The sequence below is a fragment of the Variovorax sp. dw_954 genome (genome assembly GCF_018449755.1).
Taxonomy (GTDB): domain Bacteria; phylum Pseudomonadota; class Gammaproteobacteria; order Burkholderiales; family Burkholderiaceae_C; genus Variovorax.
The window spans coordinates 91,110-117,149 of sequence record NZ_JAAVVD010000025.1 but is presented as its reverse complement, the minus strand read 5'-3'; the positions used below and the strand labels follow the sequence as shown (position 1 = coordinate 117,149).

General features: G+C 68.4%; 16 protein-coding genes and 1 tRNA gene. 5 read left to right on the top strand and 12 right to left on the bottom strand.

From position 1 onward, the window contains the following. Window positions 1-171 precede the first annotated feature (171 nt). The 8 genes from HB681_RS29955 to HB681_RS38845 form a co-directional block, all read right to left on the bottom strand. Window positions 172-870 carry a nucleotidyltransferase family protein gene (locus HB681_RS29955; protein WP_213958515.1) on the bottom strand — a complete coding sequence of 233 codons (699 nt, stop codon included), beginning with the start codon at window positions 868-870 and terminating at the stop codon, window positions 172-174. Between the two features lie 15 nt (window positions 871-885). Further along, the gene (locus HB681_RS29950; protein WP_213958514.1) at window positions 886-2,034 is read right to left on the bottom strand and encodes a VWA domain-containing protein; all 1,149 of its coding nucleotides are present in this window, start codon (window positions 2,032-2,034) and stop codon (window positions 886-888) included. Beyond that, window positions 2,028-2,936 carry a MoxR family ATPase gene (locus HB681_RS29945; RefSeq protein WP_213958513.1) on the bottom strand — a complete coding sequence of 303 codons (909 nt, stop codon included), beginning with the start codon at window positions 2,934-2,936 and terminating at the stop codon, window positions 2,028-2,030. The genes HB681_RS29950 and HB681_RS29945 overlap by 7 nt, the downstream gene beginning before the upstream one ends. Next, window positions 2,933-3,835 (bottom strand): SRPBCC domain-containing protein, encoded by a 903-nt coding sequence (locus tag HB681_RS29940; RefSeq protein ID WP_256735149.1) that lies wholly within the window; start codon window positions 3,833-3,835, stop codon window positions 2,933-2,935. The genes HB681_RS29945 and HB681_RS29940 overlap by 4 nt, the downstream gene beginning before the upstream one ends. 26 nt (window positions 3,836-3,861) lie before the next feature. After that, a complete protein-coding gene (locus HB681_RS29935) occupies window positions 3,862-6,279 on the bottom strand; it encodes an aerobic carbon-monoxide dehydrogenase large subunit (protein ID WP_213958511.1) in 2,418 nt (805 codons plus the stop codon). Window positions 6,280-6,317: 38 nt separating this feature from the next. Next, window positions 6,318-6,872, bottom strand: coding sequence for a (2Fe-2S)-binding protein (locus tag HB681_RS29930; RefSeq protein WP_213958510.1), 555 nt, complete (start codon window positions 6,870-6,872; stop codon window positions 6,318-6,320). A gap of 17 nt (window positions 6,873-6,889) precedes the next feature. Further along, window positions 6,890-7,756, bottom strand: a complete 867-nt coding sequence (locus HB681_RS29925) for a xanthine dehydrogenase family protein subunit M (RefSeq protein WP_213958509.1) — start codon at window positions 7,754-7,756, stop codon at window positions 6,890-6,892. A 214-nt stretch (window positions 7,757-7,970) separates the two neighbouring features. Beyond that, on the bottom strand, window positions 7,971-8,735 hold the full coding sequence (locus HB681_RS38845; protein WP_213958508.1) for a PAS domain-containing transcriptional regulator: 765 nt from the start codon (window positions 8,733-8,735) through the stop codon (window positions 7,971-7,973). A 185-nt stretch (window positions 8,736-8,920) separates the two neighbouring features. Between HB681_RS38845 and recC the strand changes: the two genes are divergently transcribed. Genes recC through recD form a run of 3 tightly spaced genes read left to right on the top strand, consistent with a single transcriptional unit; the run spans window position 8,921 to window position 18,443 of the window. Beyond that, the gene (gene recC / locus HB681_RS29915) at window positions 8,921-12,460 is read left to right on the top strand and encodes an exodeoxyribonuclease V subunit gamma (protein ID WP_213958507.1); all 3,540 of its coding nucleotides are present in this window, start codon (window positions 8,921-8,923) and stop codon (window positions 12,458-12,460) included. Beyond that, window positions 12,457-16,302, top strand: coding sequence for an exodeoxyribonuclease V subunit beta (recB, locus tag HB681_RS29910; RefSeq protein WP_213958506.1), 3,846 nt, complete (start codon window positions 12,457-12,459; stop codon window positions 16,300-16,302). The genes recC and recB overlap by 4 nt, the downstream gene beginning before the upstream one ends. Beyond that, on the top strand, window positions 16,299-18,443 hold the full coding sequence (gene recD / locus HB681_RS29905) for an exodeoxyribonuclease V subunit alpha (RefSeq protein WP_213958505.1): 2,145 nt from the start codon (window positions 16,299-16,301) through the stop codon (window positions 18,441-18,443). Before recB ends, recD begins: the two co-directional genes overlap by 4 nt. 102 nt (window positions 18,444-18,545) lie before the next feature. Here recD and HB681_RS29900 read toward each other — a convergent pair whose 3' ends face one another. Both HB681_RS29900 and HB681_RS29895 read right to left on the bottom strand, forming a co-directional pair. After that, a complete protein-coding gene (locus HB681_RS29900) occupies window positions 18,546-20,180 on the bottom strand; it encodes an acyl-CoA dehydrogenase family protein (protein WP_213958504.1) in 1,635 nt (544 codons plus the stop codon). Beyond that, window positions 20,177-21,514: an MFS transporter gene (locus HB681_RS29895; RefSeq protein ID WP_213958503.1), complete on the bottom strand. Its 1,338-nt coding sequence runs from the start codon at window positions 21,512-21,514 to the stop codon at window positions 20,177-20,179. The genes HB681_RS29900 and HB681_RS29895 overlap by 4 nt, the downstream gene beginning before the upstream one ends. A 385-nt stretch (window positions 21,515-21,899) precedes the next feature. Between HB681_RS29895 and HB681_RS29890 the strand changes: the two genes are divergently transcribed. Next, the gene (locus HB681_RS29890; RefSeq protein WP_213958502.1) at window positions 21,900-22,592 is read left to right on the top strand and encodes a Crp/Fnr family transcriptional regulator; all 693 of its coding nucleotides are present in this window, start codon (window positions 21,900-21,902) and stop codon (window positions 22,590-22,592) included. 9 nt (window positions 22,593-22,601) lie between these two features. Here the strand turns inward: HB681_RS29890 and HB681_RS29885 are convergent, their stop codons facing one another. Then, window positions 22,602-24,110 (bottom strand): wax ester/triacylglycerol synthase family O-acyltransferase, encoded by a 1,509-nt coding sequence (locus HB681_RS29885; protein WP_213958501.1) that lies wholly within the window; start codon window positions 24,108-24,110, stop codon window positions 22,602-22,604. 235 nt (window positions 24,111-24,345) lie between these two features. Between HB681_RS29885 and HB681_RS29880 the strand changes: the two genes are divergently transcribed. Further along, window positions 24,346-25,866, top strand: coding sequence for an AMP-binding protein (locus HB681_RS29880; RefSeq protein WP_213958500.1), 1,521 nt, complete (start codon window positions 24,346-24,348; stop codon window positions 25,864-25,866). 93 nt (window positions 25,867-25,959) lie between these two features. Here the strand turns inward: HB681_RS29880 and HB681_RS29875 are convergent. Continuing rightward, a tRNA-Arg gene (locus HB681_RS29875) sits at window positions 25,960-26,034 on the bottom strand. Between the last annotated feature and the right edge of the window lie 6 nt (window positions 26,035-26,040).

Sequence of the window (26,040 nt, the reverse complement as noted above, 5' to 3'; positions counted from 1 at the left end):
CACCCAGCGCGAGCAGCCAGGCGGCCACCAGCGCATGCACGCCCTCGAGGCTCGGCGTCAACGACAGCGCCAGGCCACCCAGCCCGACCCAGCCCGCCAGCAGCAGCGCCCAGGCCGTGGCGCGCGCGATGGTCAGGCGCGGCGAGAAGGCGTCCGGCGCGGCAGCATCGTTCATGGCGTGGCGGCGAGTGCCGGCGAGGCGGGCCATGTCAAGCGGTGGCCGGTCGCTGCCGCGAAGCGTTCGATGTCCTCGGGCGTGTCGATGTCGATGCGGTAGCGGCGGTTGTCGGTGTCGAACCAGCGCACGCGTTCGGGATGCGCTTGCCGCCACTTGCGGCAGGCGAGGTTGGCATCGCCGGCGAGCCATTCGTCGCGCAGCGCGGCATCGAAGATGACGGGGTTGCCAGGCGAGGTCTCACCGCCTTCTTCGCGCACGCGCGGCACGACCATGGCCGCGTCGCCGCGCTTCTTGAAGGCGCCGATGAGGTCGATCACGTCTTGCGCGTCGATCATGGGCTGGTCGGCCAGCGCCACCATCACGGCGTCGAGCCTGGGCGACAGGGCCTGCAGGCCGATGCGTACCGACGAAGGCTGGCCCGCATCGGGATCCGGGTTGTGCACCAGCGTGATCGGGAAGGTGCGTACCGCCGCCTCGACCGCTTCCGCATGGTGGCCGAGCACCACCACGACTTCGTCCACGCCGGCGCCCGAGAGTGCGATCAGCTGGCGCAGGATCAGCGGCACGCCGCCGAGTTCCAGCAGCGCCTTGGGCCGCCCGCCCAGGCGCGACCCTGCGCCGGCCGCGAGCAGCACGGCGCCCACCGTCATGCGGCTGTACAAGCCGCTGTTGCCCTTGAGGATGCAGCCCATGGTCGATGGCTCCTTTCAACGCAGCGCGCTCATCAGCGCAGGCAGCACCGCGGCGATGCTCGCGAGGTCCGCGCCCGGCGCGAGCAGGTCGAGGTGCGGCAGGGCGGCCTGCATGCCCTGGCTGACCGGGGCATAGCCCGGCCTGTTGCACAGCGGGTTGAGCCAGACGATGCGGCGTGCGCGGCGGCGCAGTTGCACCAGCGCGTCCGACAGCTGCGAGGGCTCGCCGGTGTCGTAGCCATCGCTCATGACGATGACGGCGGTGCGCGAATGCACGATGCGCGGCGCATGCTCCCGGTTGAACTGCGCCAGGCTCTCGCCGATGCGCGTGCCGCCGGCCCAGCCCTGGGCGATGAGGTGCAGTTGCTCCTGCGCGCGCCACGGGTCGGGGTCGTGCAGCGCGCGCGTCACCGCCGTCACGCGGGTGTGGAAGATGAAGCTGTGCACGTCCGTCAGCTCGGCGCCGAGGGCGCGTGCCAGGCGCAGGTAGAAGAAGCTGTAGGCGGCCATCGAGCGGCTCACGTCGATCAGCAGCACGATGCGCGGGCGCACGCGTCGGCGGTCCTTCCACGCGAGATGAAAAGGCGTCCCGCCGCTGGCCACGCTGCGGCGGATGGTGGCGCGCAGGTCGAGGCGGCGGCCGTGCAGGGCGGTGGCCTGGCGGCGCAACTCGATGTGCTTCAGCCGGCGCGCGAAGCGGCGCATCAAGGCCTCGATGTCGAGCGTGTGTTCGCGTGCGACGAGGTCGCGGAAATCGGCGGAACTCAGGACCTGCTGGCGGCTCGCGGTGTCGCGGCGTTGCGCGCCCTTGTCATCGTCGTTGGCGGCATCGCCCTCGCGCGGATGGCTGGCCGACCGGTCGCCGCTCATGCCTTCGGCATCGGGTCCGCGACGTTCGGGGCGCTGCCATTTGTTGGCGGGCAGGAACCAGGCATCGAAGAGTTCGTCGAAGCGATGCCATTCGTCGCGGCGGCCGCACAGCAGCGCCTGCAGGCTCCAGCGCAGGACGGGCCGGTCCAGCACATCGATGCGCTGCGCGGCCTGCAGGACGTCGACCGCATCGGCGCCGCCGACGGAAAAGCCATTGGCGCGCAGGAAGCCGGGGAAGCCGGCCAGGCGCTGCGCGGCCCGCTCGCCTGCCGCGGGGGCTTGGAATGTCAGCATGCGGCCGCCAGTCGCGCCACCACGGCGCGCGGTAAGGCGGCACGGTCATCGCGTGTCTTGATGAGCGCGCTGAGCGTTTCCATGATGCGCTCGGCGCCGTCGATGTCGATCACCGAGATGCCCAGGCGCAGCAGCGCGGCGGTCCAGTCGAGCGTCTCGGCGATGCCGGGCTTCTTCTGCAAGTCCATGCGCCGCACGGACTGCACGAAGGAGACAATCTGCTGCGCCAGTTGGGCTGCTGCATCGGGCGCCTTCTTGTGCACGATGGCGAGTTCCTTCTCGTGGTCGGGATAGTCGATGAACTGGTAGAGGCAGCGGCGGCGTAGCGCGTCGGACAGCTCGCGCGTGCCGTTCGACGTGATCACCACGATCGGCCGGCTGGTGGCATGCACGGTGCCGAGCTCGGGGATCGACAACTGGAAGTCGGAGAGCAGTTCCAGCAGGTAGGCCTCGAAGGCTTCGTCCGCGCGGTCGACCTCGTCGATCAGCAGCACCGGTGGTTCGTCGCAGGTGATGGCCTCTAGCAGCGGGCGCTTGAGCAGGTAGCGCTCGGAGAAGATGTCCTGCTCTTTCTGGGCAAGGTCCTTCGAGCTTGCGCGCTCGTCCTGCTCGAGCAGCTTGATGGCGAGCAACTGGCGCTGGTAGTTCCACTCGTACATCGCCGCGTGCGCGTCCAGGCCTTCATAGCATTGCAGGCGGATCAGGCGGGTGTTGCGCACCGCGGCCAGGACCTTCGCGACCTCGGTCTTGCCGACGCCGGCATCGCCTTCGAGCAGCAGCGGGCGTCCGAGGTCCTGCATCAGCAGCAGCGCAGCCACGAGGCCCGGCTCCGCGACATAGCCCGCGTCGCCAAGTTGCTGCTGCAAGCCGGCGAGCGCGAGGGAGCGCTCGGAGGTGCTCATGCGCGTCTGGCGCCGAAGAGCGAGCGCAGCCAGTCCTTGAAGATGGCCCATGCGATCGCGAAGGCGTTGAGTTGCGCGGCTTCGGCAGGGGCTGTCGAGGCTGCGACCATCGCAACGGAAGGCGCCGCGGAAGTCGACACCGACGCGCCGGGCGAGCGCACGGGCGTTGCGGAACCGACTTGCGCTGACCCCGCCGCGCCGGATGCCAGGGACGCCGCTTCGGTGGACGCCGCTGTCGATGCCGACGATGACGCCGGAGTGAGCGTCGTTGGCGATGCCAACGATGCCGCCGCAGTGGGCGACATTGCCCCTGTCAACGCCGCCTCCGAAGCGAACGTCGTTCCTGATACGCCGGTGCCTGCCAATGTGGATGCCGCTGGCGATCCAGCCGCGACGCCCGCGCCGGATGGCACCTCCGCCGCTATCGCCGGTGAAGCGGGCTCCGCAGGCCCACCCACCGGCCCCGCCGCCCGCACCGCCTTCACCCGCCCCGCAAAGTTCGCCGCGAACTGCTTCAGCACCTGGTCCGCCACCGAATCCATCATGCGTCCGCCGAAGGCCGCGGCCTTGCCGCTCATCGCGACTTCGCTCGTGCCCACGAGGTTGCAGGCAGCCGCATCGATCGCCTCGACGCGCGCCGTCAGATCCATCGACGCACCCGAGCTACCCGTGCTGTCGGTGCCCTTGCCCATCAGCCGCAGCGTCCGGCCAGCCGCATCCAGCGACAGGATCTCCACGTCCCCGCGAAACGACATGCTGGCCGGCCCGAACTTCACGCCCACCGTGCCCTTGAAGTGCGTCGCGTCGATGCGCTCGGTGATCTTCGCGCCGGGCATGCAGCCCGCGACGGCATCGATGTCTTGCAGGACCACCCATGCCGCGTCCGCGGACCCGGGCATGGGAAAGGTCTTTTCGAGCTGTACCTTCATGTGCGCTTGTCGATGCCCAGCGCGTGGCATTGCTTCCACACGCGCCAGGCGTTGTGCGGCATGTCCATGTGCGTCACGCCCAGGTGCGAGAACGCATCGATCACCGCGTTGCTGAAGCAGGGGATGCCGCCCACGTGCGGCGACTCGGCCACGCCCTTGGCGCCGATCGGGTGGTGCGGGCACGGCGTCACGGTGTGGTCGGTCTCCCAGTGCGGCGTTTCCATCGCGGTTGGCAGGAAGTAGTCCATCAGGCTGTTGCCCAAGTGGTTGCCGTTCTCGTCGAAGGGAATCTGCTGGCCCATCGCCACCGCGAAGGCTTCGGTCAGGCCGCCATGGATCTGCCCCTCGATGACCATCGGGTTGATGCGCGTGCCGCAGTCGTCGAGCGCGTAGAAGCGACGCACGTGGACCACGCCGGTGAACTTGTCGACATCGACCACGCAGAGGTAGGTGCCGAAGGGGTAGGTCATGTTCGGCGGGTCGTAGTAGGAGACTGCGTTCAGACCTTGCTCCATGCCGGCCGGGATGTTGCTGGTGTGCGAGACCATGCAGATCTCCTTCATGGTCTTGGCCGCGCTCGGGTTGCCCTTGACCTTGAAGCGGTCGATCTCCCATTCGAGGTCGCCCTCGGCCACTTCGAGCAGGTGCGCCGCGATCTTCTTGGCCTTGTCCTTGATCTTGCGTGCCGCCATCGCCGTGGCCGCGCCCGATACCGGCGTCGAGCGCGAGCCCCAGGTGCCGGCGCCATAGGGGGCCTTGTCGGTGTCGCCCTCTTCCACCACGATGTCACTTGCCGGCAGGCCGAGCTCGGTCGCGATGATCTGAGCGTAAGTGGTCGCGTGGCCCTGGCCTTGCGTCATGGTGCCGAGCCGCGCGATCACGCCGCCGGTCGGATGCACGCGGATCTCGCAGCTGTCGAACAGGCCGATGCCGAGGATGTCGCAGACCTTGGTCGGCCCGGCGCCGACGATCTCGGTGAAGGTCGCGAGGCCGATGCCCATCAGAGTTTCCGAAGTCGGATCGGCGCGGCGTGCCGCCTGCTCGCGGCGCAGGCCCTCGTAGTCGCAGGCCTTGAGTACCTTGTCCAGCGCGGGCTCGTAGTTGCCACTGTCCAGCGTCCAGCCGAGCGAGGTGGTGTAGGGGAAGTCCTCCGTCTTCACGAAGTTGCGCCGGCGAATCTCGGCCTTGTCGATGCCGAGCTTGAGCGCCAGGATATCGATCATGCGTTCGATGAGATACACCGCCTCCGTCACCCGCAGCGAGCAGCGGTACGCCACGCCGCCCGGCGCCTTGTTGGTGTAGACCGCATCGACGCGGCAGTAGGCATTCGGGATCGCATACGACCCGGTGCAGATCGAGAACAGGCCCGCCGGCAGCTTGGTCGCCGACACATGCGAGTTGAAGGCGCCGTGGTCCGCGAGTGCGGTGAAGCGCAGGCCCTTGATGCGGCCCTGGCTGTCGGCGGCCAGTTCGCCGACGCCGTGATAGTCCCGCGCAAAGCCGGTGGTCGAGATGTTGTCGATGCGCGATTCGATCCACTTCACCGGCACGCCCGTGACGATCGACGCGACGATCGCCACCACGTAGCCCGGATACACCGGCACCTTGTTGCCGAAGCCGCCGCCGATGTCGCCGCCGACCACGCGGATCTTGCTTTCCGCCACACCCGAGAGCATCGCGAGCACCGTGCGCACCAGGTGCGGTGCCTGCGTCGTCATGTAGACGGTGAGGTAGCCGGTGGCCTTGTTGAAGGAGGCGACGCAGCCACAGGTCTCCAGCGGGCAGGGATGCACGCGCGGGTTCAGGATCTCCTCGCGCACCGTGATCTCCGCGCTGGCGAAGGCCGCATCGGCCGCGGCCTTGTCGCCGGCCTCCCAGGTGAAGATGTGGTTGGGATGGGTGCGCGGGCCGTGGCCCACCTCGGTCTTGTCGGCGATGTCCTCTCGGATGACCACCGCGTCGAGGTCCATCGACTTCTTGGGGTCGACGATGGCCGGCAACTCCTCGTAGTCGACCTCCACCAGCGCCGCGCCATCGGCCGCGGCATAGCGGTCGGTGCCCAGCACCATCGCCACTTCCTGCATCTGGAAGCAGACCTTCTTGTCGGCCAGCACCGCCTGCACGTCGCCGCCGAGCGTGGGCATCCAGTGCAGGTTGACCGGCTTGAGGTCATCGGCCGTGAGCACCGCCACGACGCCCGGCGCAGCCAGTGCCTTCGACTTGTCGATGGACTTGATGCGCGCATGCGCGTAGGGGCTGCGCACGACTGCGCCGAAGAGCATGCCGGGCAGCTTGATGTCGTCGACATAGCTGCCCTGGCCGCGGATGAACCGCGCGTCTTCCTTGCGCAGCAGGGAGGTGCCCATGCCTTGCAGATTGAGTTCGCGCTGCTGGAGTTCGGACATGTCGCCCATGGAAACCTCCGGTGGTGATCGGGTGGGGATGGGCGCTGTCAGGCCGTGACAGGCTGCTGTGCCGGGGTGGCTTCCTCGGCCGCGGCAGCGGCGGCAGGCGCTGCGCTGGCGGCCTTTGCGGCGGCGAGCTTCTTCGCGGCGGACTGCACCGCCTTCACGATGTTCTGGTAGCCGGTACATCGGCACAGGTTGCCGGCGATGCCGTAGCGGATCTCCTGTTCGCTCGGATCCGGGTTCTCCTGCAACAGCCGCCAGGCGCGCGTGATCATCCCGGGCGTGCAGTAGCCGCACTGGAGGCCGTGTTCCTCATGGAAGGCCTGTTGCAGCGCGTGCAGCACGCCGGCTTGTTCCAGGCCTTCGATGGTCACCATCTCCGCGCCCTCGCACTGCACGGTGAGCACGGTGCATGACTTGACCGACATGCCATCGAGGTCGACCGTGCAGGCCCCGCAATGCGAGGTCTCGCAGCCGATGTGCGGGCCGGTGTGCGCGAGCCGTTCGCGCAACGTGTGGATCAAGAGTTCGCGCGGCTCGACCGACACGTCGACGGGCTTGCCGTTGAGCTTGAACGACACGGTGTGAATGTTCGCCATCCTGCTGTCTCCTGGTGTCAGTGTTGGGTGCGGGCCCACGCGGCCTGCAAGGCGCGGCGCGTCATCTCGCCGCACATCGCGACCTTGTATTCGGCGTCGCCGCGCTGGTCGGCGGTCGGGTCGCAGATGGCCATGGCGAGGCGCGCGGCTTCGGCGAGGCTCGCGTTGTCGATGGACTGGCCGATAAGGGATTGCTCGGCATCGTTCGCCCTGAGCGCGGTTGACGCTGCGTTGGTCAGCGCGATGCGGACGCTGGCGACTTTCGCGCCATCCATCTGCAACTGCACCGCTGTGGCCGCCGTGGCGAAGTCGCCCGTCTTGCGCTTGAGCTTCTGGTACGACCATCCCGTGCCCGGCGGCGGGATCGGTATGCGGATCTCCGAGAGGATCTCATCCGGCTCCAGCAGCGTCGAATACATGCCGAGGAAGTAGCCATCGGCCTTCACGACACGCTCGCCCTGCGCGCCGGCCAGCACGAACGATGCGTCCAGCGCCAGCATCAGGGCAGGATGGTCGTTGCCCGGGTCGCCATGCGAGATGTCGCCCCCGATCGTGCCCTTGTAGCGCACCTGCGGGTCGGCGATCCAGCCCGCGCCTTCGACCAGCAAGGGCAGCTTGTCGGCCAGCAGCGCCGAGGTCAGCAGGTCGTTCTCCGTCGTCATCGCGCCGATGTGGATCGCGTCGCCGACCTGGCGGATGCCGCGCAGCCCCGGCACCTTGCCCAGGTCGATCAGGTGCGTCGGCGTGGCGAAGCGCAGCTTCATCATCGGCAGCAGGCTGTGGCCGCCCGCCAGCAGCTTGGCATCGGGGCCGAGTTCGCCGAGCAGGCGGATGGCATCCGCGACCGAACGGGGCGCGTGGTATTCGAATGCTGCTGGCGTCATGGTCGCTGTCTCCAAATGCAACGGCTTCGACCATATCTACAGTGCGGTGCAGCAAGCGCAGGCATTGCACGAACCGCGCGCCGCCGTACACGAACGGCGGCGTTCAGCGCACGAAGAACGCAGAACGGGCTGCGGTCAGGGAGACTCTGAACAAGTCCTCGCGAGGGCGAGCGCCGAGGATGCGCGATCCGCGAAGGACTTGTTCAGAGTCTCCTCAGCGCTCGGCCGCGGTCTCGGCGATGCCGAGCCGGTCGAGCAGCCGCGGCACGCTGGTGCGCGCCACCGGCAAGCCATGGTCGTCGCCACCGCTGAGCTTGAGCATGACCTTGCCGTCGTCGCGCACGATCTGCTCGGCGAAGTCGAGGTTGGCCACGTAGCTGCGGTGGATGCGCAGGAAGGAGCCGCTGTCGAGCCGTCCCTCGAGGTCGCTGATGGTGAGGTTGCAGAAGCTCGACCCCTGCGCCGTGTGCACCCAGGTGTAGTGGCCCTCGGAGCGGATGTAGCGCACGGTGGACGCATCCACCAGCACGATGCGGTTGCCCGAGACGGTCGGTATCTTGAGCAGTTGGCGCTTGGTGCCGGGCCGCTGGCCGGCCGCGTCGTCGCGCGTCACGGCATCGGTGATGTCGTAGAACACCAGCGTGTAGCCGAAGGTGTCGCCGCGACCGTCCGACATCTTGCTCACCTTGATCAGCAACACGCTCTCGGGGATGTTGATGATCATCGTCATCGGCGGCGGATTGCTGACGGGGCATTCAGCCTGGTCGAGCAGGAACTTGACCTTGGACTGGGAGCGCTCCGGGTGGAACGACAGCACCATCTTCTCGAAGGGCTGCTTGTCCTCCACCGGCAGCGCGCGCCGGGCAAAGCTGTTCATCGCCACGACCTTGAGGTCGCGGTCGAGCTGGACCAGCCCGACATCGCTGCGCTCCAGCAGGTAGAGCGGGCTGCTGCTTGTTGTCCCCACGCGTGCATCCACGGTCGAATCCCCGTTTGAACGGAAAGTACCATTTAAGCGCCCGGACCCTCGGGGCGCATCGGGTAAAGCCCAAGGCCGGGCCCGGCGAAGGGCAATCTTTTTGACCCTGCCGCATCCGGCGAGCCTGCCAGCAACGAAACTCCATCCCCATCCATGATCCGGCCCCCTGGCTTTCCGACCTCGCAATGACAGACACCGTTCTACTCCCCGGCTTCATGGCCGTGCACAGCAACCACCCCGAAGCCCTGCGCGACCTCATGCTGGCCTGGATGGCGCGCCACCCCCTGGCGCCGCTGGAAGACGAATGGGTGCTGGTGCAGAGCAACGGCGTGGCGCAGTGGCTCAAGCTCTCGTTGGCGCGCGATGCGGACCAGGGCGGCGTGGGCGTTGCCGCCGCGATCCAGACCGAGCTGCCTTCCAGCTTCATCTGGCAGGCCTACCGGGCCGTGCTCGGCGCACAGGGCGTGCCGGCAACATCGCCCTTCGACAAGACGCTGCTGGTCTGGCGCCTCATGCGCCTGCTGCCCGCGCTGCTGGCCGAGGACGTGTTCGCGCCGCTGTCACGCTTCCTCGTCGACGACAGCGACCTGCGCAAGCGCCACCAGCTGGCCGAGCGCCTGGCCGACCTGTTCGACCAGTACCAGGTCTACCGCGCCGACTGGCTCGCGGACTGGGCCGCGGGCCGGGACGAGATCGTGGCCAGCCGGGGCGGCCGCCAACCCGTCCCGCCGGAACTCCGCTGGCAGCCGAGGCTCTGGCGCGCGCTTCTCGATGACGTTGGCCCCGAGGGCGCGGCGAGCAGTCGCGCCGCCGTGCACCAGCGCTTCATGGCCAGGGCTGCGGACTGGCAAGGCGAGCGGCCGGCCGCGTTGCCGCGCCGGCTGGTGGTGTTCGGCATCTCGTCCTTGCCGCAGCAGTCGCTGGAAGTGCTGGCGATGCTCGCGCGCTGGGTGCAGGTTCTGATGTGCGTGCACAACCCCTGCGAGCACGACTGGTCCCACATCGTGGCCGACAAGGACCTGCTGCGCGCCCAGCGCTGGCGCCAGCGGCGTCGCGCCGGCAGCGAGGGCGATATCGCCGAGGAAGCCATGCACCTGCATGCACAACCCCTGCTGGCAGCGTGGGGCAAGCAGGACCGCGATTTCATCCGGCTGCTCGACCTGCATGACGAGCAGGAAGCCTACGCTCCGCGCTTCGAGGCCATCGGCCAGCGCATCGCCTGCTTCGACGCCAACCCCGGCGACACCGTGCTGTGCCAGTTGCAGGACGACATCCGCGACCTGCGCCCGCTGCCGGAGACGCGCACCAAATGGCCCGCCGTCGACACGCGCGCCGACCGCTCCATTGCCTTCCACGTCACGCACGGCCCGCAGCGCGAGGTCGAGGTGCTGCACGACCAGTTGCTGGCCGCCTTCGCCGCCGACGCGACGCTGCATCCACGCGACGTGATCGTGATGGTGCCCGACGTGGCCGCCTATGCGCCGCACGTCCAGGCCGTGTTCGGTCTGCTCACGCCGGACGATCCGCGTCACATCCCCTTCACGCTGGCCGACCAGGGCCAGCGCCACCACGACCCGCTGCTGGGCGCACTGGAAAAGCTGTTGGCCCTGCCGCAGTCGCGCATCGCGGTGAGCGACGTGCTGGACTGGCTGGAGGTGCCCGCATTGCGCGCGCGCTTCGGCATCGAGGAAAGCCAGGTGCCGCTGCTGCACCGCTGGATCTCCGCGGCCAACATCCGCTGGGGCCTGCATGCCGAGCAGCGCCAGTCGCTGGACCTGCCCGAGGCGCTGGCGCAGAACAGCTGGGACTTCGGCCTGCAGCGCATGTTGCTGGGCTATGCCGTGGGTTCGAGCGAGGCCTGGGCCGGCGTGGAGCCGCTCGATGAAGTGGGCGGGCTCGACGCCGCCTTGCTCGGCCCACTGGTCCAACTGTCGACCACGCTGGAAGCGCACTGGCGCACGCTCGCCACGCCGGCCGCGCCCAAGGCATGGGGCGAACGCCTGCGCGCGCTGCTCGCCGACTTCTTCGAAGCGGGCGAAGACGCCGACGGCTTCACGCTGATGCGCCTCGGGACCTCGCTGCAGGACTGGCTCGCCGCCTGCGACAACGCGGGCCTCGTCGAGGAACTGCCGCTGTCGGTGGTGCGCGAACACTGGCTGGCCCAGATCGACCAGCCGACGCTCAACCAGCCCTTCTTCGCCGGCGCAGTGACCTTCGCGACGCTGATGCCGATGCGCGCCATCCCCTTCCGCGTGGTGGCGCTGCTGGGCATGAACGACGGCGACTATCCGCGCAGCCGCGTGCCGATGGACTTCGACCTGATGGGCCACGACTACCGCCCCGGCGACCGCTCGCGCCGCGAGGACGACCGCTACCTGTTCCTCGAGGCGCTGCTGTCGGCGCGCGAGAAGCTGCACATCAGCTGGGTCGGGCACAGCATCCTGGACAACTCCGAACGACCGCCCTCGGTGCTGGTGGCGCAGTTGCGCGATCACCTGGCCGCGGGCTGGCGAGGGGCCGGCGACGAGGACTTGCCGCAAGACAAGGCGGGCCAGCGCCTGCTGCACGCGCTGACGGTCGAGCACCGGCTGCAGCCCTTCCACCCCGCCTACTTCACGCTCGGTGGCGACGACCGCCTGTTCAGCTACGCGACCGGATGGCGCGTCGACACTTCGTCGCCGGAGAACGCACCAGACGACCAGGCACTGCCACCGCGTCCATTCGAAGGCCCGTTGACGCTGCGCATGCTCGCCGACTTCCTCAAGGAGCCGCCGCGCGCCTTCTTCCGCTTGCGCCTCGGCGTCTTCCTCGATTCCCGCGAGAGCGCGAGCGAGGACCAGGAGCCCTTCGACCTCGACGCGCTGGAGAACTGGAAGCTGCAGGACGAACTGATCCAGTCGCAACGCAGCGCGCTGGAAGGCGGCGCCCTGCGCGAAGACGCGATGAACGACCAGCTCGAACGCATTGCCCGTCGCGGCGCACTGCCGGCAGGCCCCTTCGGCGTGCTGCAGCAGCATGCACTCGCCGAGCCGATGGTGCCCATGTTCGCCGAGTACGCCAGGGCGCAGGCCGAATGGCCCAGCGTGTTGCCCGACGAGGCGCTGGACCACCTGCCCGAGGGCATGGACGAATCGCTGCGCCTCGTCGACTGGCTCGACGGCCTGCGCGCCAATGCCAACGGCGACCGCTGCAGGCTGGTGCTCCACAGCGGCAGCCTGGTCAAGGACGACCGCTACCGGCGCGACAAGCTGGGGCCTTTCTGGATCGCCCACGTCGCCGCGCATCTGGCCGGCGACTCGATCACCACCCGCATCATCAGCAAGGCCGGCACCGTGAAGCTGGAACCGCTGGCCACTGCGGACGCGCGCGCCTGGTGGTCCGCGCTGCTGGACGCATGGCAGCAGGGCCAGTGCCGTCCGCTGCCTTTGGCACAGCAGACGGCCTTCGCCTGGCTCGACGCTGGCGGCACGCAGGCCGATGCGCCGCACGAAGCCGCGTTCGAAGCGGCACGCAAGTGCTACGGCGATGCGCGCGTCACCGGCAGCGGCGAGGTGCAATTCAGCGACTACCTGCTGCGCGCCTTCCCCGACTTCGACGCGCTCTGGTCTGGCGGCGAATTCGCGCAATGGACATTGGCCTTGCTCAAGCCCCTGGGCGACGCGGTGGGCAACGCCCGCATCAAGTCAGCCAAGGGCGCACCGGCCGCCGCCAGGGAGAACGCATGACCCGCGCCGTGACCCCTCCCTTGCTGCAGCCCCTGTCCTTCCCGCTGCGCGGCAGCCGCCTGATCGAGGCCAGCGCCGGCACCGGCAAGACCTTCACCATCGCCGCGCTGTACCTGCGGCTGGTGCTCGGCCACGGCGGCGCGGCGGCCTTCACGCGCGCGCTGACGCCGCCGGAGATCCTCGTCGTCACCTTCACCGAGGCCGCGACCAAGGAGCTTCGCGATCGCATCCGCGCACGCCTGGCCGAGGCGGCGGAAGCCTTCGCCGTGGACCCGGCCACGGTCGAACCAGCAGCGCCCGGCGACGACCTGCTCCACCAGTTGCGCGCCGACTACCCGCCCACCGAATGGCTGGCCTGCGCACGCGCCCTGCGCCTGGCCGCCGAATGGATGGACGAAGCCGCCGTGTCAACCATCCACGGCTGGTGCAACCGCATGCTGCGCGAGCACGCCTTCGACAGCGGTGCTCTGTTCACGCAGACCCTCGAAGCCGACCAGGCCGAGCTTCGCGCCGAAGTGCTGCGCGACTACTGGCGCACCTTCTTCACGCCGCTGACGCTGGAGGACGCGACGCAGGTGAGCGAGTGGTGGGCGACGCCGGCGGTGCTGTCGCAGTCGGTCCGAAACCTGCTGACGCTGACGCAATCGCTGGATGCGGGAACGGAGCCTGCCGTCGCGCTACGGGTCGCGCGCGAAGAGGTGACCCGCGAACTGGCCGCGATCAAGGCGCCGTGGTCCAAGTGGGCTGACGAACTGGAGGCGATCTTCGACAAGGCCTGCGCCGCAAGGCAAGTCGATGGCCGCAAGCTGCAAGCCCGCTTCTATCAATCGTGGTTGAGCGACCTGCGCGACTGGGCCCACGGCGATGCGGTGCAACCCTTGCCGAAGGGCAGCACCGCGTGGACCCGCCTGACGCCCGGCGGCATCGCCGAAGCTTTCACCAAGGGCGTGCCGGCGCCGGACCATCCCGCGCTCGACGACATGCTCACCCTGCGCGAGCGCCTGGCCGCGCTGCCGGACGCCCATGACGACGTGCTGCGCCACGTCGCGCACTGGGCCGCCGCGCGGCTGGCCACCGAGCAGGCCCGCCGCGCGGAGATGGGCTTCGACGAACTTCTCGCCCGGCTCGACGCCGCCCTGCAAGGCCCCAACGGCCCGCGCCTGGCCGCGCTGATCCGCACGCAGTTCCCCGTCGCGCTGATCGACGAATTCCAGGACACCGACCCGCTGCAGTACCGGATCTTCGACGCGGTGTACGGCGTCGCGGCCAACGCGCAGGACACAGCCCTGGTCCTCATCGGCGACCCGAAGCAGGCCATCTACGCCTTCCGCGGCGCCGACATCCACACCTACCTCGCCGCGCGTCGCGACGCCGCCGACCGCCATTCGACGCTGGGCACCAACTACCGCTCCACCACCGCGATGGTCGATGCGGTCAATCGCGTGTTCCGGCTGGCCGAGGACCGCGAGGACGGCAAGGGCGCCTTCCTCTTCCGCAGCGAGGACGACAACCCCCTGCCCTTCCACGCCGTCGAAGCGCAAGGCCGCAAGGAGCGATGGACCCGCGACAACGCGCCCGCACCCGCCCTCACCTGCTGGACCGTCGAAGGCGGCGAGACCATCGGCAGCGGCGATGCGCAGCAATCGATGTCCGCCGCATGCGCCACCGAGATCGTGCGCCTGCTGGCCGGCGGCCAGGCCGGCACCACCGGCTTCGTCGACGCCGTCACCGGCACGCTGCGCCCCGTCCAGCCGGGCGACATCGCGATCCTCGTCAACAAGGGCAGCGAGGCGATGGCCGTACGCCAGGCATTGGGCGCGCGCAACGTGCGCAGCGTCTACCTCTCCGACAAGGGCCTGGTGTTCCAGAGCCCGGTCGCCGTCGAGCTGGAACGGCTGCTCATGGCCTGTGCCGAACCCGACGACGACCGTCCGCTGCGCGCCGCCCTGGCCTGCGCCGTGCTCGCCCTGAGCTGGCCCGAACTCGACCGCCTCAACCATGACGAACTGGCCTGGGAAGACCGCGTGCTGCAGTTCCGCCGCTACCAGCAGATGTGGCAGCGCCAGGGCGTGCTGCCGATGCTGCGCCAGTTGCTGCAGGACTTTGCCGTGCCGCAGCGCCTCCTGGCCGCCGGCGACGACCGCACCCTCACCGACCTGCTGCACCTGGCCGAACTCCTGCAGCACGCCAGCGTCCAGGTCGAGGGCGAGCACGGGCTGATCCGCTGGCTGTCCGAGCAGCGCGGCGAAAGCGAGACCGACAACGAGAACGACGCGCGCAAGCTGCGCCTGGAAAGCGACGCCGACCTGGTCAAGGTGGTGACGGTGCACAAGTCGAAGGGCCTGGAGTACCCGCTGGTGTTCCTGCCGTTCGCGACCGCCTTCCGCGCCGCCACGGCGAAAGACCTGCCGCTCAAATGGCACGACGACCAGGGCCGGCTCGTGGTGGCATTGCAGGCCGGTGACGAAGCCGTTGCGCGGGTGGACGAGGAGCGCCTGGGCGAAGACCTGCGCAAGCTCTACGTCGCGCTGACCCGAGCGCGCTTTGCGACCTGGGTGGGCGTGGCGCCGCTGTCCGGTGTGGAGCGGAGTGCGCTCGGGTACTTGCTGAACCCCCTTGGCGGGGTCAAGGCCGGCCCGCCCCCCGCCGGGGATCCGATCGTGCAGGCAAAGCCTCCTCGACCTGCGGGGAATGGCCAGCCGCTATCGCCCGCGGCACTCAACGAAGCGCTCGCTGAACTGGCGCGCAGCGGCGACGGCATCGCCGTCCATGCCGCTCCCGCGCCCGACGACACGCGCTACCAGCCGCCAGCCACCACGGTCCTGCCCGCGCCCGAACCGCCGCTGCCCGCCGGCCCGCGCGAGAGCTGGTGGATCGCCAGCTACTCGGCCCTGCGCAGCGTGGGCGCGATCGACGACACGCCCGTCGACGACACGACCCCCGCCTTGCCACCGGCCATGCTGCCCAGCCCCGCCACGGCCGCCGAGGACATCTACGCCGAGAGCCGCGTCGGCAGCGAATCGGTCGCTGAAGACGCGGACGCTGGGCACGCAGCCGAAGCCGCGATCGGCGGGCTGCACGGCTTCCCGCGCGGCGCCGGCCCCGGCAGCTTCCTGCACGGCCTGCTCGAATGGGTAGGCCGCAAGGGCTTCGCGCGCGTGCATGCCGATGCGGACGCACAAGCCGACCTGGCCGACCTGATCGCGCGGCGCTGCAACCTGAACGGCTGGAGCACCTGGATCGAGCCCTTGCGTAAATGGCTGCTCGACTGGCTCGGCACTCCGTTGCGGCTCGATGCGCTGATTTCGGCCCCGACACCCGTGAGCCCTGCATCGCTGGGCCGCGTCCAGATCGAGATGGAGTTCTGGCTGGCCGCGCAGCAGGTCGACACACGCGCGCTGGACGCGCTGGTCACGCGCCACACGCTCGATGCCGCGCCCCGCCCGAAGCTGCTGCCGCAGCAGGTCAACGGCATGCTCAAGGGCTTCATCGACCTGGTGTTCGAGCACGAGGGCCGCTACTTCGTGGCCGACTACAAGTCCAACTGGCTCGGCCCGCGCGACGCCGACTACACGCCCGCTGCCCTGCGCAAGGCCGTGCTCCATCACCGCTACGAACTGCAATACGTGCTCTACATCTTCGCGCTCCATCGCCTGCTGCGATCGCGGCTGCCCGACTACGACTACGAGCGCCACGTGGGCGGTGCCGTCTACGTGTTCCTGCGCGGACATGCGGCGCCGGGGCAAGGCCTGCATTGCGAGCGGCCGCCGAGGGTGCTGATCGACGCGCTCGATGCGCTCTTCAGCGGCGCCGCGACGCCGCGCACGGAGGCCGTCCGATGATCCCGCCCGTCGTCATGCCACGCGTCTTCCTGAGCCCCCTGCCGGCGCGCCACGCGCCCTTGCTCGCCGACCTGGACCGATGGGTCGCGCAGGGCTGGCTGCGCGCGCTGGACCGCAGCTTCGCCGCGTTCCTGTCCCAGCAGGCGCCCGACGCCGATCCGCTGCTGATCCTCGGCGCCGCGCTCGCCAGCCACCAGCTGGGCCGCGGCCATGCCTGCCTGGACTTGCGCGCCGCCTTGGCCGATGCGGGCCAGGCCTTGTCGATGCCCCCCGAAGGCCTCGCTCGAGAAGTCGAGGGCCTGCCGCCGACGCCGCCTGCCACCCTGCTTGCGGGCGTCACCCTTGCGAAGTGGAACAAGGCCCTCAAGCATCCCTCCCTGGTCGCCCCCGGCCCCGGCGCGACGCCACTGGTCCACGCCGGCGACCGCCTGTACCTGCGCCGCTATTGGCAGTACGAACAATCGGTGAGCGACGCAATCGCCCACCGTGTCGCGATGCCCACGCCCGCCGCCGCACCCGAGGTGCAGTCCGACCTGGCGGCAGCGCTGGACGCCCTGTTCCCGCCCCGCGACGGCACGGGCACCGACTGGCAGAAGATCGCCTGCGCCATCGCGGTGCGGCAGGGCTTCAGCATCATCACCGGCGGTCCCGGCACCGGCAAGACGACGACCGTGGTGCGCCTGCTGGCAGTGCTGCAGCACCTGGCACTGTCGGCAGGCCACGGCGCGGCGGGACGCCAGCGCATCCGCCTCGCAGCGCCCACCGGCAAGGCAGCGGCACGCTTGAACGAATCCATCGCCGGCGCGGTCGCGCGCCTGCCGCTGCCGGGCCTGCCCAACGCCGAAGCCGTGCGCGCCGCCATCCCGACCGACGTCAGCACCGTGCACCGCCTGCTCGGCAGCCGCCCCGACACGCGGCACTTCCGCCACAACGCGCGCAACCCGCTGCCGCTCGACCTGCTGGTGCTCGACGAAGCCTCGATGCTGGATCTGGAGATGATGGCCTCGGTGTTCGCCGCGCTGCCGCCGCACGCGCGCCTCATCCTGCTGGGCGACAAGGACCAGCTCGCCTCGGTGGAAGCCGGCGCGGTGCTGGGCGACCTCTGCGCACGCGCCGACGCCGGCCACTACAACGCCGACACGGCGGCGTGGCTGCAGGCCGTCACCGGCGAATTCTTCGACCCCGAACTGTGCGACGCCACCGGCAAGCCGCTCGACCAGGCCGTCGTCAAGCTGCGCGTGAGCCATCGCTTCAGCGCACAGAGCGGCATCGGCAAGCTGGCCGAAGCCGTCAACGCCGGCGATGGCCTGAAGGTGCAACACGTCTTCGACAGGCGCTATCCGGACGTCTCGCAGCAATGGCCCGTCGACGACGCGACGCTGCGGCGGCTGGTGGTCGACGGCGCGGCGGAAGGCTTTGCCGCTCAGGGCCGAGGTCGGGTCGAGGGCGACAACCAGCCCGTGGCCCCGCCGGTCGGCTACCGCCACTACCTGACGCTGATGCGCGAGCGCCAGCCGGGCATCGACGCGCCGCAGCCCGAATTCGACGCGTGGGCGCAAGAGGTGCTGACGGCCTACGGCCAGTTCCAGTTGCTGTGCGCGCTGCGTGGCGGGCCGCAGGGCGTCGAAGGCCTGAACCTGCGCATCGCGGCGCTTCTGCGCGCCGAGAACCTTCTCGAAGCCGAACACGGCGGCTGGTACCCGGGCCGCCCCGTGCTGGTCACCCGCAACGACTACGGACTGGGCCTGATGAACGGCGACGTGGGCATGACGCTGGCATTGCCGACGACGCCGCCGGGCGAATCACGACCGCGCTGGATCCTGCGCGTCGCCTTCGCCGCCGGCGACGGCAAGGGTGGCATCCACTGGGTGCTGCCCAGCCGCCTGCGCGCGGTGGAAACGGTGTTCGCGATGACCGTGCACAAGTCGCAAGGTTCCGAGTTCACGCACACCGCCTTGCTGCTGCCGGAGCGGCCGAGCCCGATCGTGACGCGCGAGTTGGTCTACACCGGCATCACGCGCGCACGCCACTGGTTCACGCTCGCGGCGGCGCCGCAACTGCTGCAGGCCGCGATTGCGCGGCGGGTCGATCGTGTCGGTGGACTGGCGGGCAAGCTGGCCGGGTCTGTGGCACCGCGGTGATGGCGGAACTCCCGAGCGCCTGAAAGCAAAAAGACCGGAAGCCTTGAATCCTCCGGTCTTGAAAGTGAGTCGCGGGGGCTCCCCCGATTCCCCTGGTTCCGCTCAAACCCAGGCAGCGCGCAGCAACGCAGCGGCGTCTTCGGTGCCGCAGGTAATGCCGCCCACCGCGCCCCACTCCGGATCGAAGCGGCTGTTGATGAAGGCTTGCGCCGCAATCGGCTCGGCATGCTGGAGCATCAGGCAGGACTGCACCGTCAGTGCCAGGCGCTTCGTGAAGCGGCGAGCCTTGCGTTCCAGCGCATCAGGCGGGAGTTGCAAGTCATCGCGCAGGGATTGCACCTGTGCCAGCACTCGCGGCTCGTTCGCCGCGATCTCGCCCAGGCGGTCCAGCACCATCAACGCGTCGTTCGGGTTGCGCGAAATGGCGCGCAGCACGTCCAGGCACATCACGTTGCCCGAGCCTTCCCAGATCGAGTTGACCGGCGCCTCGCGGAAGAGGCGACCCATCGGACCGGTCTCCACATAGCCGTTGCCGCCGAACACTTCCATCGCCTCGGCCGTCACGGCGATCGCGCGCTTGGTGACCCAGAACTTGGCCGCCGGCGTGAGGACGCGGCGCCAGGCCATGTCCAGCGGTTCGGTCGACGCGAAGTGCTCGGCCAGGTCCATGACCAGCAGCGTGGCGGCTTCGGATTCGAGCGCCATGTCGGCGAGCACCTCGGTCATCAGCGGCTGGTCGACCAATGCCTTGCCGAAGGCATGGCGATTGCGGGTGTAGTGCAGCGCCTGGGCGAAGGCCGCACGCATCTGGGCCGCGCCGGCGAGCGCGCAGTCGAGGCGGGTGATGGCCGCCATGGAGATGATGGTCGGGATGCCGCGGCCTTCCTCGCCGACCAGCACGCCCCAGGCACCATGAAACTCCACCTCGCTGCTGGAGTTGGAACGGTTGCCCACCTTGTTTTTCAGGCGCTGGATGTGGATCGGGTTCTTGGTGCCGTCCGGCTTCCAGCGCGGGACGTAGAAGCAGGAGGCGCCGCGCTCATCGGTCCTGGCCAGCACCAGGTGGGCATCGCACATCGGCGCGGAGAAGAACCACTTATGGCCGGTGAGCTCGAACTCTTCTCCGAGCGGCCCGCTGCCGATGGGCACCGCGCGGGTGATGTTGGTGCGCAGGTCGCTGCCGCCCTGCTTTTCCGTCATGCCCATGCCGACGGTCATCGACCGCTTCTGGGCGACCGGGATGTCGCGCTCGTCATGTTCCATCGAGGCGAGCTTGTCGGCGATCGAGGCGTAGAGGGCGGGATTGAGTTTCAGCACCGGGACGCTGCCCTTGGTCATGGTCGTCGGGCAGGTGGAGCCGGCCTCGACCTGGCACTGCATGTAGAGCGTGGCGGCATAGGCGGCCCATGCGGAGGGGCGGCTGTCGTTGCTGGGCCGGTTGGCCATGCCGTTGCGGCGCGCCATGGCCATCATCTTGTGCCACGCCGGATGGAACTTGACCCAGTCGATGCGCTCGCCGGTGCGCGAGAGCGTGTGCAGTTCGGGCTCGTAGGTATTGGCGTCCTCGCCGGCCTGCAATGTCTCGGCCGAGCCGTATTCGGCACCCTGGGCCACGAGTTCGGCATCGCACCATTCGGCGCCGGCCCGCTTGACCGCGCGGCGCAGCACGGGGTCGCTGGTGTAGAGGTTGTAGTCCTTCAGGTCGATGGCCTGGTTGTTGGGGTGGATGCCGATCATGATATTTGTCCCTCGTTGTTTTTCGCGCGCACGACCATCAGCAGGAGGGCGCCCGAGACGATGTAGGCCGCCATCACCGCGTACATGCTGTAGACGCCGTTGCCGGTGGCCTTGGTGATGGCCGCGTTGACCGACGGGCTCACCGACGGCCCGAAGGCGCCCAGGCTGCTGATGAAGGCGATGCCGCCAGCCGCGGACGACCTGGGCAGGTACTCCGTCACCGCGGTCCAGAACAGCGGCGTGGCGGCGGCGACGCCGATCACCGCGAACGACAGCGCCGCCAGCGAGGGCACCAGTGCGCCGGTCAGCAAGGTGGTGATGCCCAGGCCGATGGCCGCGATGAGCACGCACGCGAAGTAGTGCCAGCGACGCTCGCCATGCCTGTCGGAACTGCGTCCCAGCCAGATCATGCCGACCACACCCACCGCATTGGGGATGGCCGCATAGATGCCGACCATCAGCACGTCCTTCACGCCCCAGCTCTGGATCAGCGTGGGCAGCCAGAACACCAGCGCATAGGTGGCGCCCAGCAGGAGGAAGTACGCCAGCGACAGCAGGTACACCTTGGGGTCACGCAGCGACTTGCCGAACGAGTGACCGGCCTTGCCGCTGGTGTCGATGTCGTTCTCGAGGTTGAACTGGAGCAGGTTCTTCTCGGCCGGGCTCAGCCATTTCGCCTGGGCCGGCTTGTCATCGAGCCAGAAGAAGAGGACCACGCCGAGGATCGCCGCTGGCATTCCCTGCACCAGGAACAACCACTGCCAGCCATGCCAGCCATTGACGCCGTCCAGGAACTTCAGCGTCGCGCCGCTCAACGGCCCGGCCACCACGCTCATGAGGGTGGTGGCCGACATGAAGATCGCGATCACCTGGCCACGCCGGATCGACGGGTACCAGTAGGTGAAGTACAGGATGATGCCGGGGAAGAAACCCGCTTCGAATGCACCGAGCAGGAAGCGGACCACGTAGAACTCCGTCGGCGTGGTGACGAACATCATCGCCGTCGCCGCCAGGCCCCACAGCACCATGATGCGCAGCATCGTCTTGCGCGCGCCGATCTTCACCAGCATCAGGTTGCTGGGCACCTCGAAGATCAGGTAGCCGATGAAGAAGATGCCCGCGCCGAGACCGTAGACCTCGTTGCTGAAGGGCAGCGTCTGCTTCATACCCAGCTGCGCATAGCCGATGTTGATGCGGTCGAGGTAGGCGACCATGTAGGCCACCAGCAGCACCGGCAACAGGCGCCAGCCAACCTTCGAATACAACGATTCGGCCCGACCCATCTCGGCCGGCGTTGGCATGGTCGCCAGACCCACTGTCGCACTGGAACTCATTCTCTTGTCTCCTCAGGTTGATGCCGCGGGTTGCGGCACATGGCGGCGCCCCGGAGTGCGCCCATTGTTTTGGTGGTGTCGTGGCTTCGGAAGATCACGGTGACTGCCTTGCATTGAGGCGAATCATCTTGAGATCCCGGGTGAATCGCGCTGCCGCCGCACAGGGCGGCCGGTGGCCCTGGGGTCATGGCGGCGGCCACGACTTTGGCGTTGCAGTTCGTCGGACTTGATTCCCTCCCTCCGCGCCGTGAGCGCGTCGACCCCATGGAGGTTAGGCCTCTTGTGCCGCTGCGACCTTCCCGTTAGTGACAATGTCGCGCATTCGTTGCCTGTCGTTTTCCCTGATTGATGCGGCGCAATCAACCGGCAAGGCAAATAATTGCGAATGGTCGCGACCGTGAACACCCCGTCGAATCCGCCCTGGTCCATGGCCACCGACGGCCCGGTGCTGGCGCATCTTCCAGCCGAGGCAGTCGAGTTGCTGCTGCAGCGAGGACAGCGCAAGCACTGGCAGCGCGGCCAGTCCATCGTTTCGCGCGGAGACAAGTTGCAGGCGGTGATGATCGTGCTTGAGGGCCGGGTCCGAGCTTCCACGCTGACCTCCGATGGGGACGAGAGCCTGCTGGGCTGGCTCAAGGAGTACGAGTTGTTCGGCGTGCCCAACGTGCTCGGCGGCATGCCGTTCGCCGTCAACATCATTGCCGACAGCCCCGCTGTCATCCTGCAGGTGGCGAGCGAGGACTTCATGGAAGTGCTGCACCAGGTGCCGGAGGCCGCGATCGGCGTTGCCGTGGCCCTGAGCCATCGCGTGGGGTTGATGTTCGACATCATCAACGCCAGCGGCTATCGCACCCTGACCTCGCGTGTCAGGGCGCAACTGCTGCGCATCGCCGAGCAGTTCGGGCAGAAGGACGGCGAGGGACAGACGGTGCTCGAGATTGCCCAGGACGACCTCGCCGCGGCGGTCGGCGCCTCGCGGCAGCGCGTGCACATGGAACTGCGCAAGCTCGAGGATGCGGGCTTCCTCAAGCTCGCATACCGGAAGATCATCCTGGTGGCCCCGTCGTTCGACGGGTGAACGCCCGGGTCAATCGGCGAGGGCTTTCTCCGGCCGGCGCTTTTCCCGTGGCTTGGCCATTGCCTCGCGCACCGCGACGTGTTGCGACAGGATGCAAAGCTCCTCGAACGCCGGCAGGATGTAGGAACCCAGCACCTCGATGTCGGGCACCGTGCGGCGGCAGGCCAGCAGGCCGAATGCCAGTTGGTCGTTGTAGCCGTGGATGGTCATGTTCAGCGCCATGCCGTGGGAGATGGCCGACACCGGCAGGTAGGTGCTCATCTTCCCGCCCGCCATGTAGAGCGGCTCGCGCGGACGCGGCACGTTGGATATGAGCACGTTGGCAACGGCCGGCAGTCGCTCGGACAGCTTGGAGCGGCCCATGAGCGAAGCCATGCCCGAGGCCAGCATGGGTACGCCCAACGAGGGGAAATCCATCGGGATCGCGCCGCGCATGCCGCCGGCGTTCCGCTTCATCTCCTGCGCCGAGGCCTTGATGCCCGCCAGCCGCTTGAGGGGATCACCCTCGTTGGTGAACAGCTCCACGCGCCCCATCGTGACCTGGTTGTTGGCGGAGGTGTCGCCTTCGGCGCGCACCGAGATGGGCACGGCCGCCATCAGCGATTCGTCAGGCAATTCGTTCGCGTCCTTGAGGTAGCGACGCAGCGCCGTGCTGCAGATCCACATGCCCACGTCGTTGACGGACGCGCCGTGGAGCTTGGCCACCCGCTTCACGTCGTCGACGAGCAGGCTCACGCCCGTGAAACTGCGCTGGTTCGTGATGGTCACGTTGAAGGGGGTGCGAGGGGCGGCCTTGAACTTCATCGTCTTCAATTGCGCGAGCAGGCCATTGCTTGCCGCGCCCTTGGCCCATTCCTTGTTGCCCTCGTCCCATGCCGCGTACATGGCACGGGCCGTGCGCGGGAGCATGCTGACCAGCTTGGCCGTTTGCGCGACGTTGTTCTGGACCGCTGCGCCGAGCAGTTCCGCGAAGCCGAGCTGATAGCGGCCGGCTGACTTGCGGCGATGAGGCTTGCGGATGACGCGCGGCTCGGGCGTCGCGTCGAACATGGCGCTCGCGAACGCGACGCCGGCCTTGCCGTCGATGCCCGCGTGGTGCAGCTTCATGTAGAACGCGCGGCTGTTGCCCGGCAAGCCGTCGATGGCATAGAACTCCCACAGCGGGCGGCTGCGGTCGAGCAAGGTGGAGTGCAGCCGTGCGATCAGCGCATGCAGGCGCTCTTCGCTGCAGGGGGCCGGAAGCGTGACGTGCCGGATGTGCTGGTCGAGGTCGATGTCGTCGTCCTCGATCCAGATCGGGTTGGCCAGTTCGAAGGGCATGGCCGCCAGCTTGCGCGTGAACACCGGCGCCAGGTGCATGCGCTGGGCGACGTGGGCCTTGACGTCCTCGAACCAGTTGCCGGCATAGCCTTCCGGCATCTCGAAGTGGTGCAGGCTGCCGACGTGCATGGGCGTCTCGGCGGTTTCCATGTGCAGGAAGCCGGCGTCAAGGGCGCTGAGGTGGTTCATTTCGTTCATGCGGTGCTCGCTTGGTTTAGGGTCGTGATGTCTTGCACGGCCGGTCACTCTATGCAGCGGGCCGCGGCCGAAAATGCGCCGTTGTGACAGTCAAGGGAAAACGCTGAGGTAGATCGGCGGCGGATTGACGCCAATGCGCGTGTTGCAGGCGACGACTGCAGATAGCCTCGGGCGGCGGTCGGCCGGGAGGCGCGCGCCGTCGCCAGGCAGCCCCAGTCATCGAAGGAGACAAACCATGAACATCAATTCGCTTTTCGAAAGCAACGTCCGCAAGTACCCATCGAAGCCGTTCCTGCGCTATCAAGGCCAGAGCCATACCTACTCGCAGGTGCTGGACCAGTCGCGCCGTGCTGCCGCGGTGCTTCAGGCCCAGGGCGCCGTGGCCGGCGACAAGGTGGCGGTGATGGGCTACAACACGCCCGGCGTCGTGGTCGCGATGCTCGGTGCATGGCGGCTCGGCTGCGTGGTCGTGCCGGTGAATCACAAGATGCAGGCCCCCGAAGTCGACTACGTGCTGTCGCACTCCGGCGCCCGCATCTGCGTGTTCGACGGTGCGCTGGCGCCGGTGATCGACAAGCTGTCGGTGCGCGTCGCCGCGCTGAGCACCGATTCGGCGGCGGAAGGCCATGCATCCTTCGACGCTGCGGTCGAGCAGGCGCAGGGCATCGACGGCAGCGACCCGGCCGCCGCCGATGCGGCCGAGGTGCTCTACACCTCCGGGACCACCGGCAAGCCCAAGGGCTGCCTGCACAGCCATCATGCCGTGTGCCATGTCGCGTTGACCACCGCGGCGGCGCTGTCGATGACGCGCAACGAGCGAACCTTGATCGCCATGCCGATCTGGCACTCGTCGCCGCTCAACAACTGGTTCATGGGCACGATGTACGTCGGCGGCACTGTCGTGCTCATGCGCGAGTTCCATCCGCGTCACTTCCTTCAGGTCATCCAGGACGAAAAGGTGACGCTGTTCTTCGGCGCGCCCGTGGCCTACACGATGCCGTTGCAGGTGGTCCCCGATTTCGACAGCTTCGACCTGAGTTCGGTGCGGGCCTACATCTACGGCGGCGGACCGATCGGCGCCGACGTGGCCCGCAGGCTGTCGGCGGCGTACAAGAGCGACTGCTTCTTCCAGGTGTATGGCATGACCGAAACTGGCCCCGGCGGCACCGTGCTCTATCCGGAAGAACAGATCGACAAGGCCGGCTCCATCGGGCGCGTCGCGACGCCCGGCATCGACATGCGCGTGGTGCGTGAAGACGGCAGCGATGCCAGGCCGGGCGACATCGGCGAGATCTGGATCAAGGCCGAGTCGGCCATGATGGAATACCTCGACGACGCCGACGCCACGGCCAAGTCCATGAGCAACGGCTGGTACAAGTCGGGCGACCTGGCCCGGCTCGATGCCGATGGCTACCTCTTCATGGCCGACCGCAGCAAGGACATGATCATCACCGGCGGCGAGAACGTCTATTCAAAGGAAGTGGAAGACGCGGTGTCGGCGCATCCCTCTGTCGCCGGCGTGGCCGTGGTGGGCCGTCCGCATCCGGAATGGGGCGAAACCGTGGTCGCGTTCGTGGTCCCGCAACCGGGCGCTGCGGTCGACGTCGACAACCTGCGCGCCTTTCTGACGGAGCGGATCGCCAAGTACAAGATTCCGCGCGAGTTCATCATGCGCGCTGATTTGCCGCACACGCCGACGGGCAAGGTGCAAAAGCACATGCTGCGGAAGGAAATGGAAGAAAGCGCGGCACACTGAGCGACAGGCGATCGTGCTGGCAGGCTGTGTGAGCCTGCCTCGCGGAGAAACGAAAAAGGCCGGAAGCTCTTGGAAGCTTCCGGCCTTTGCATTTGGTCCCGCCGCCAGGAATCGAACCTGGATCTCAGCCTTCGGAGGGCCGAATTCTATCCGTTGAAATACAGCGAGAGAGGT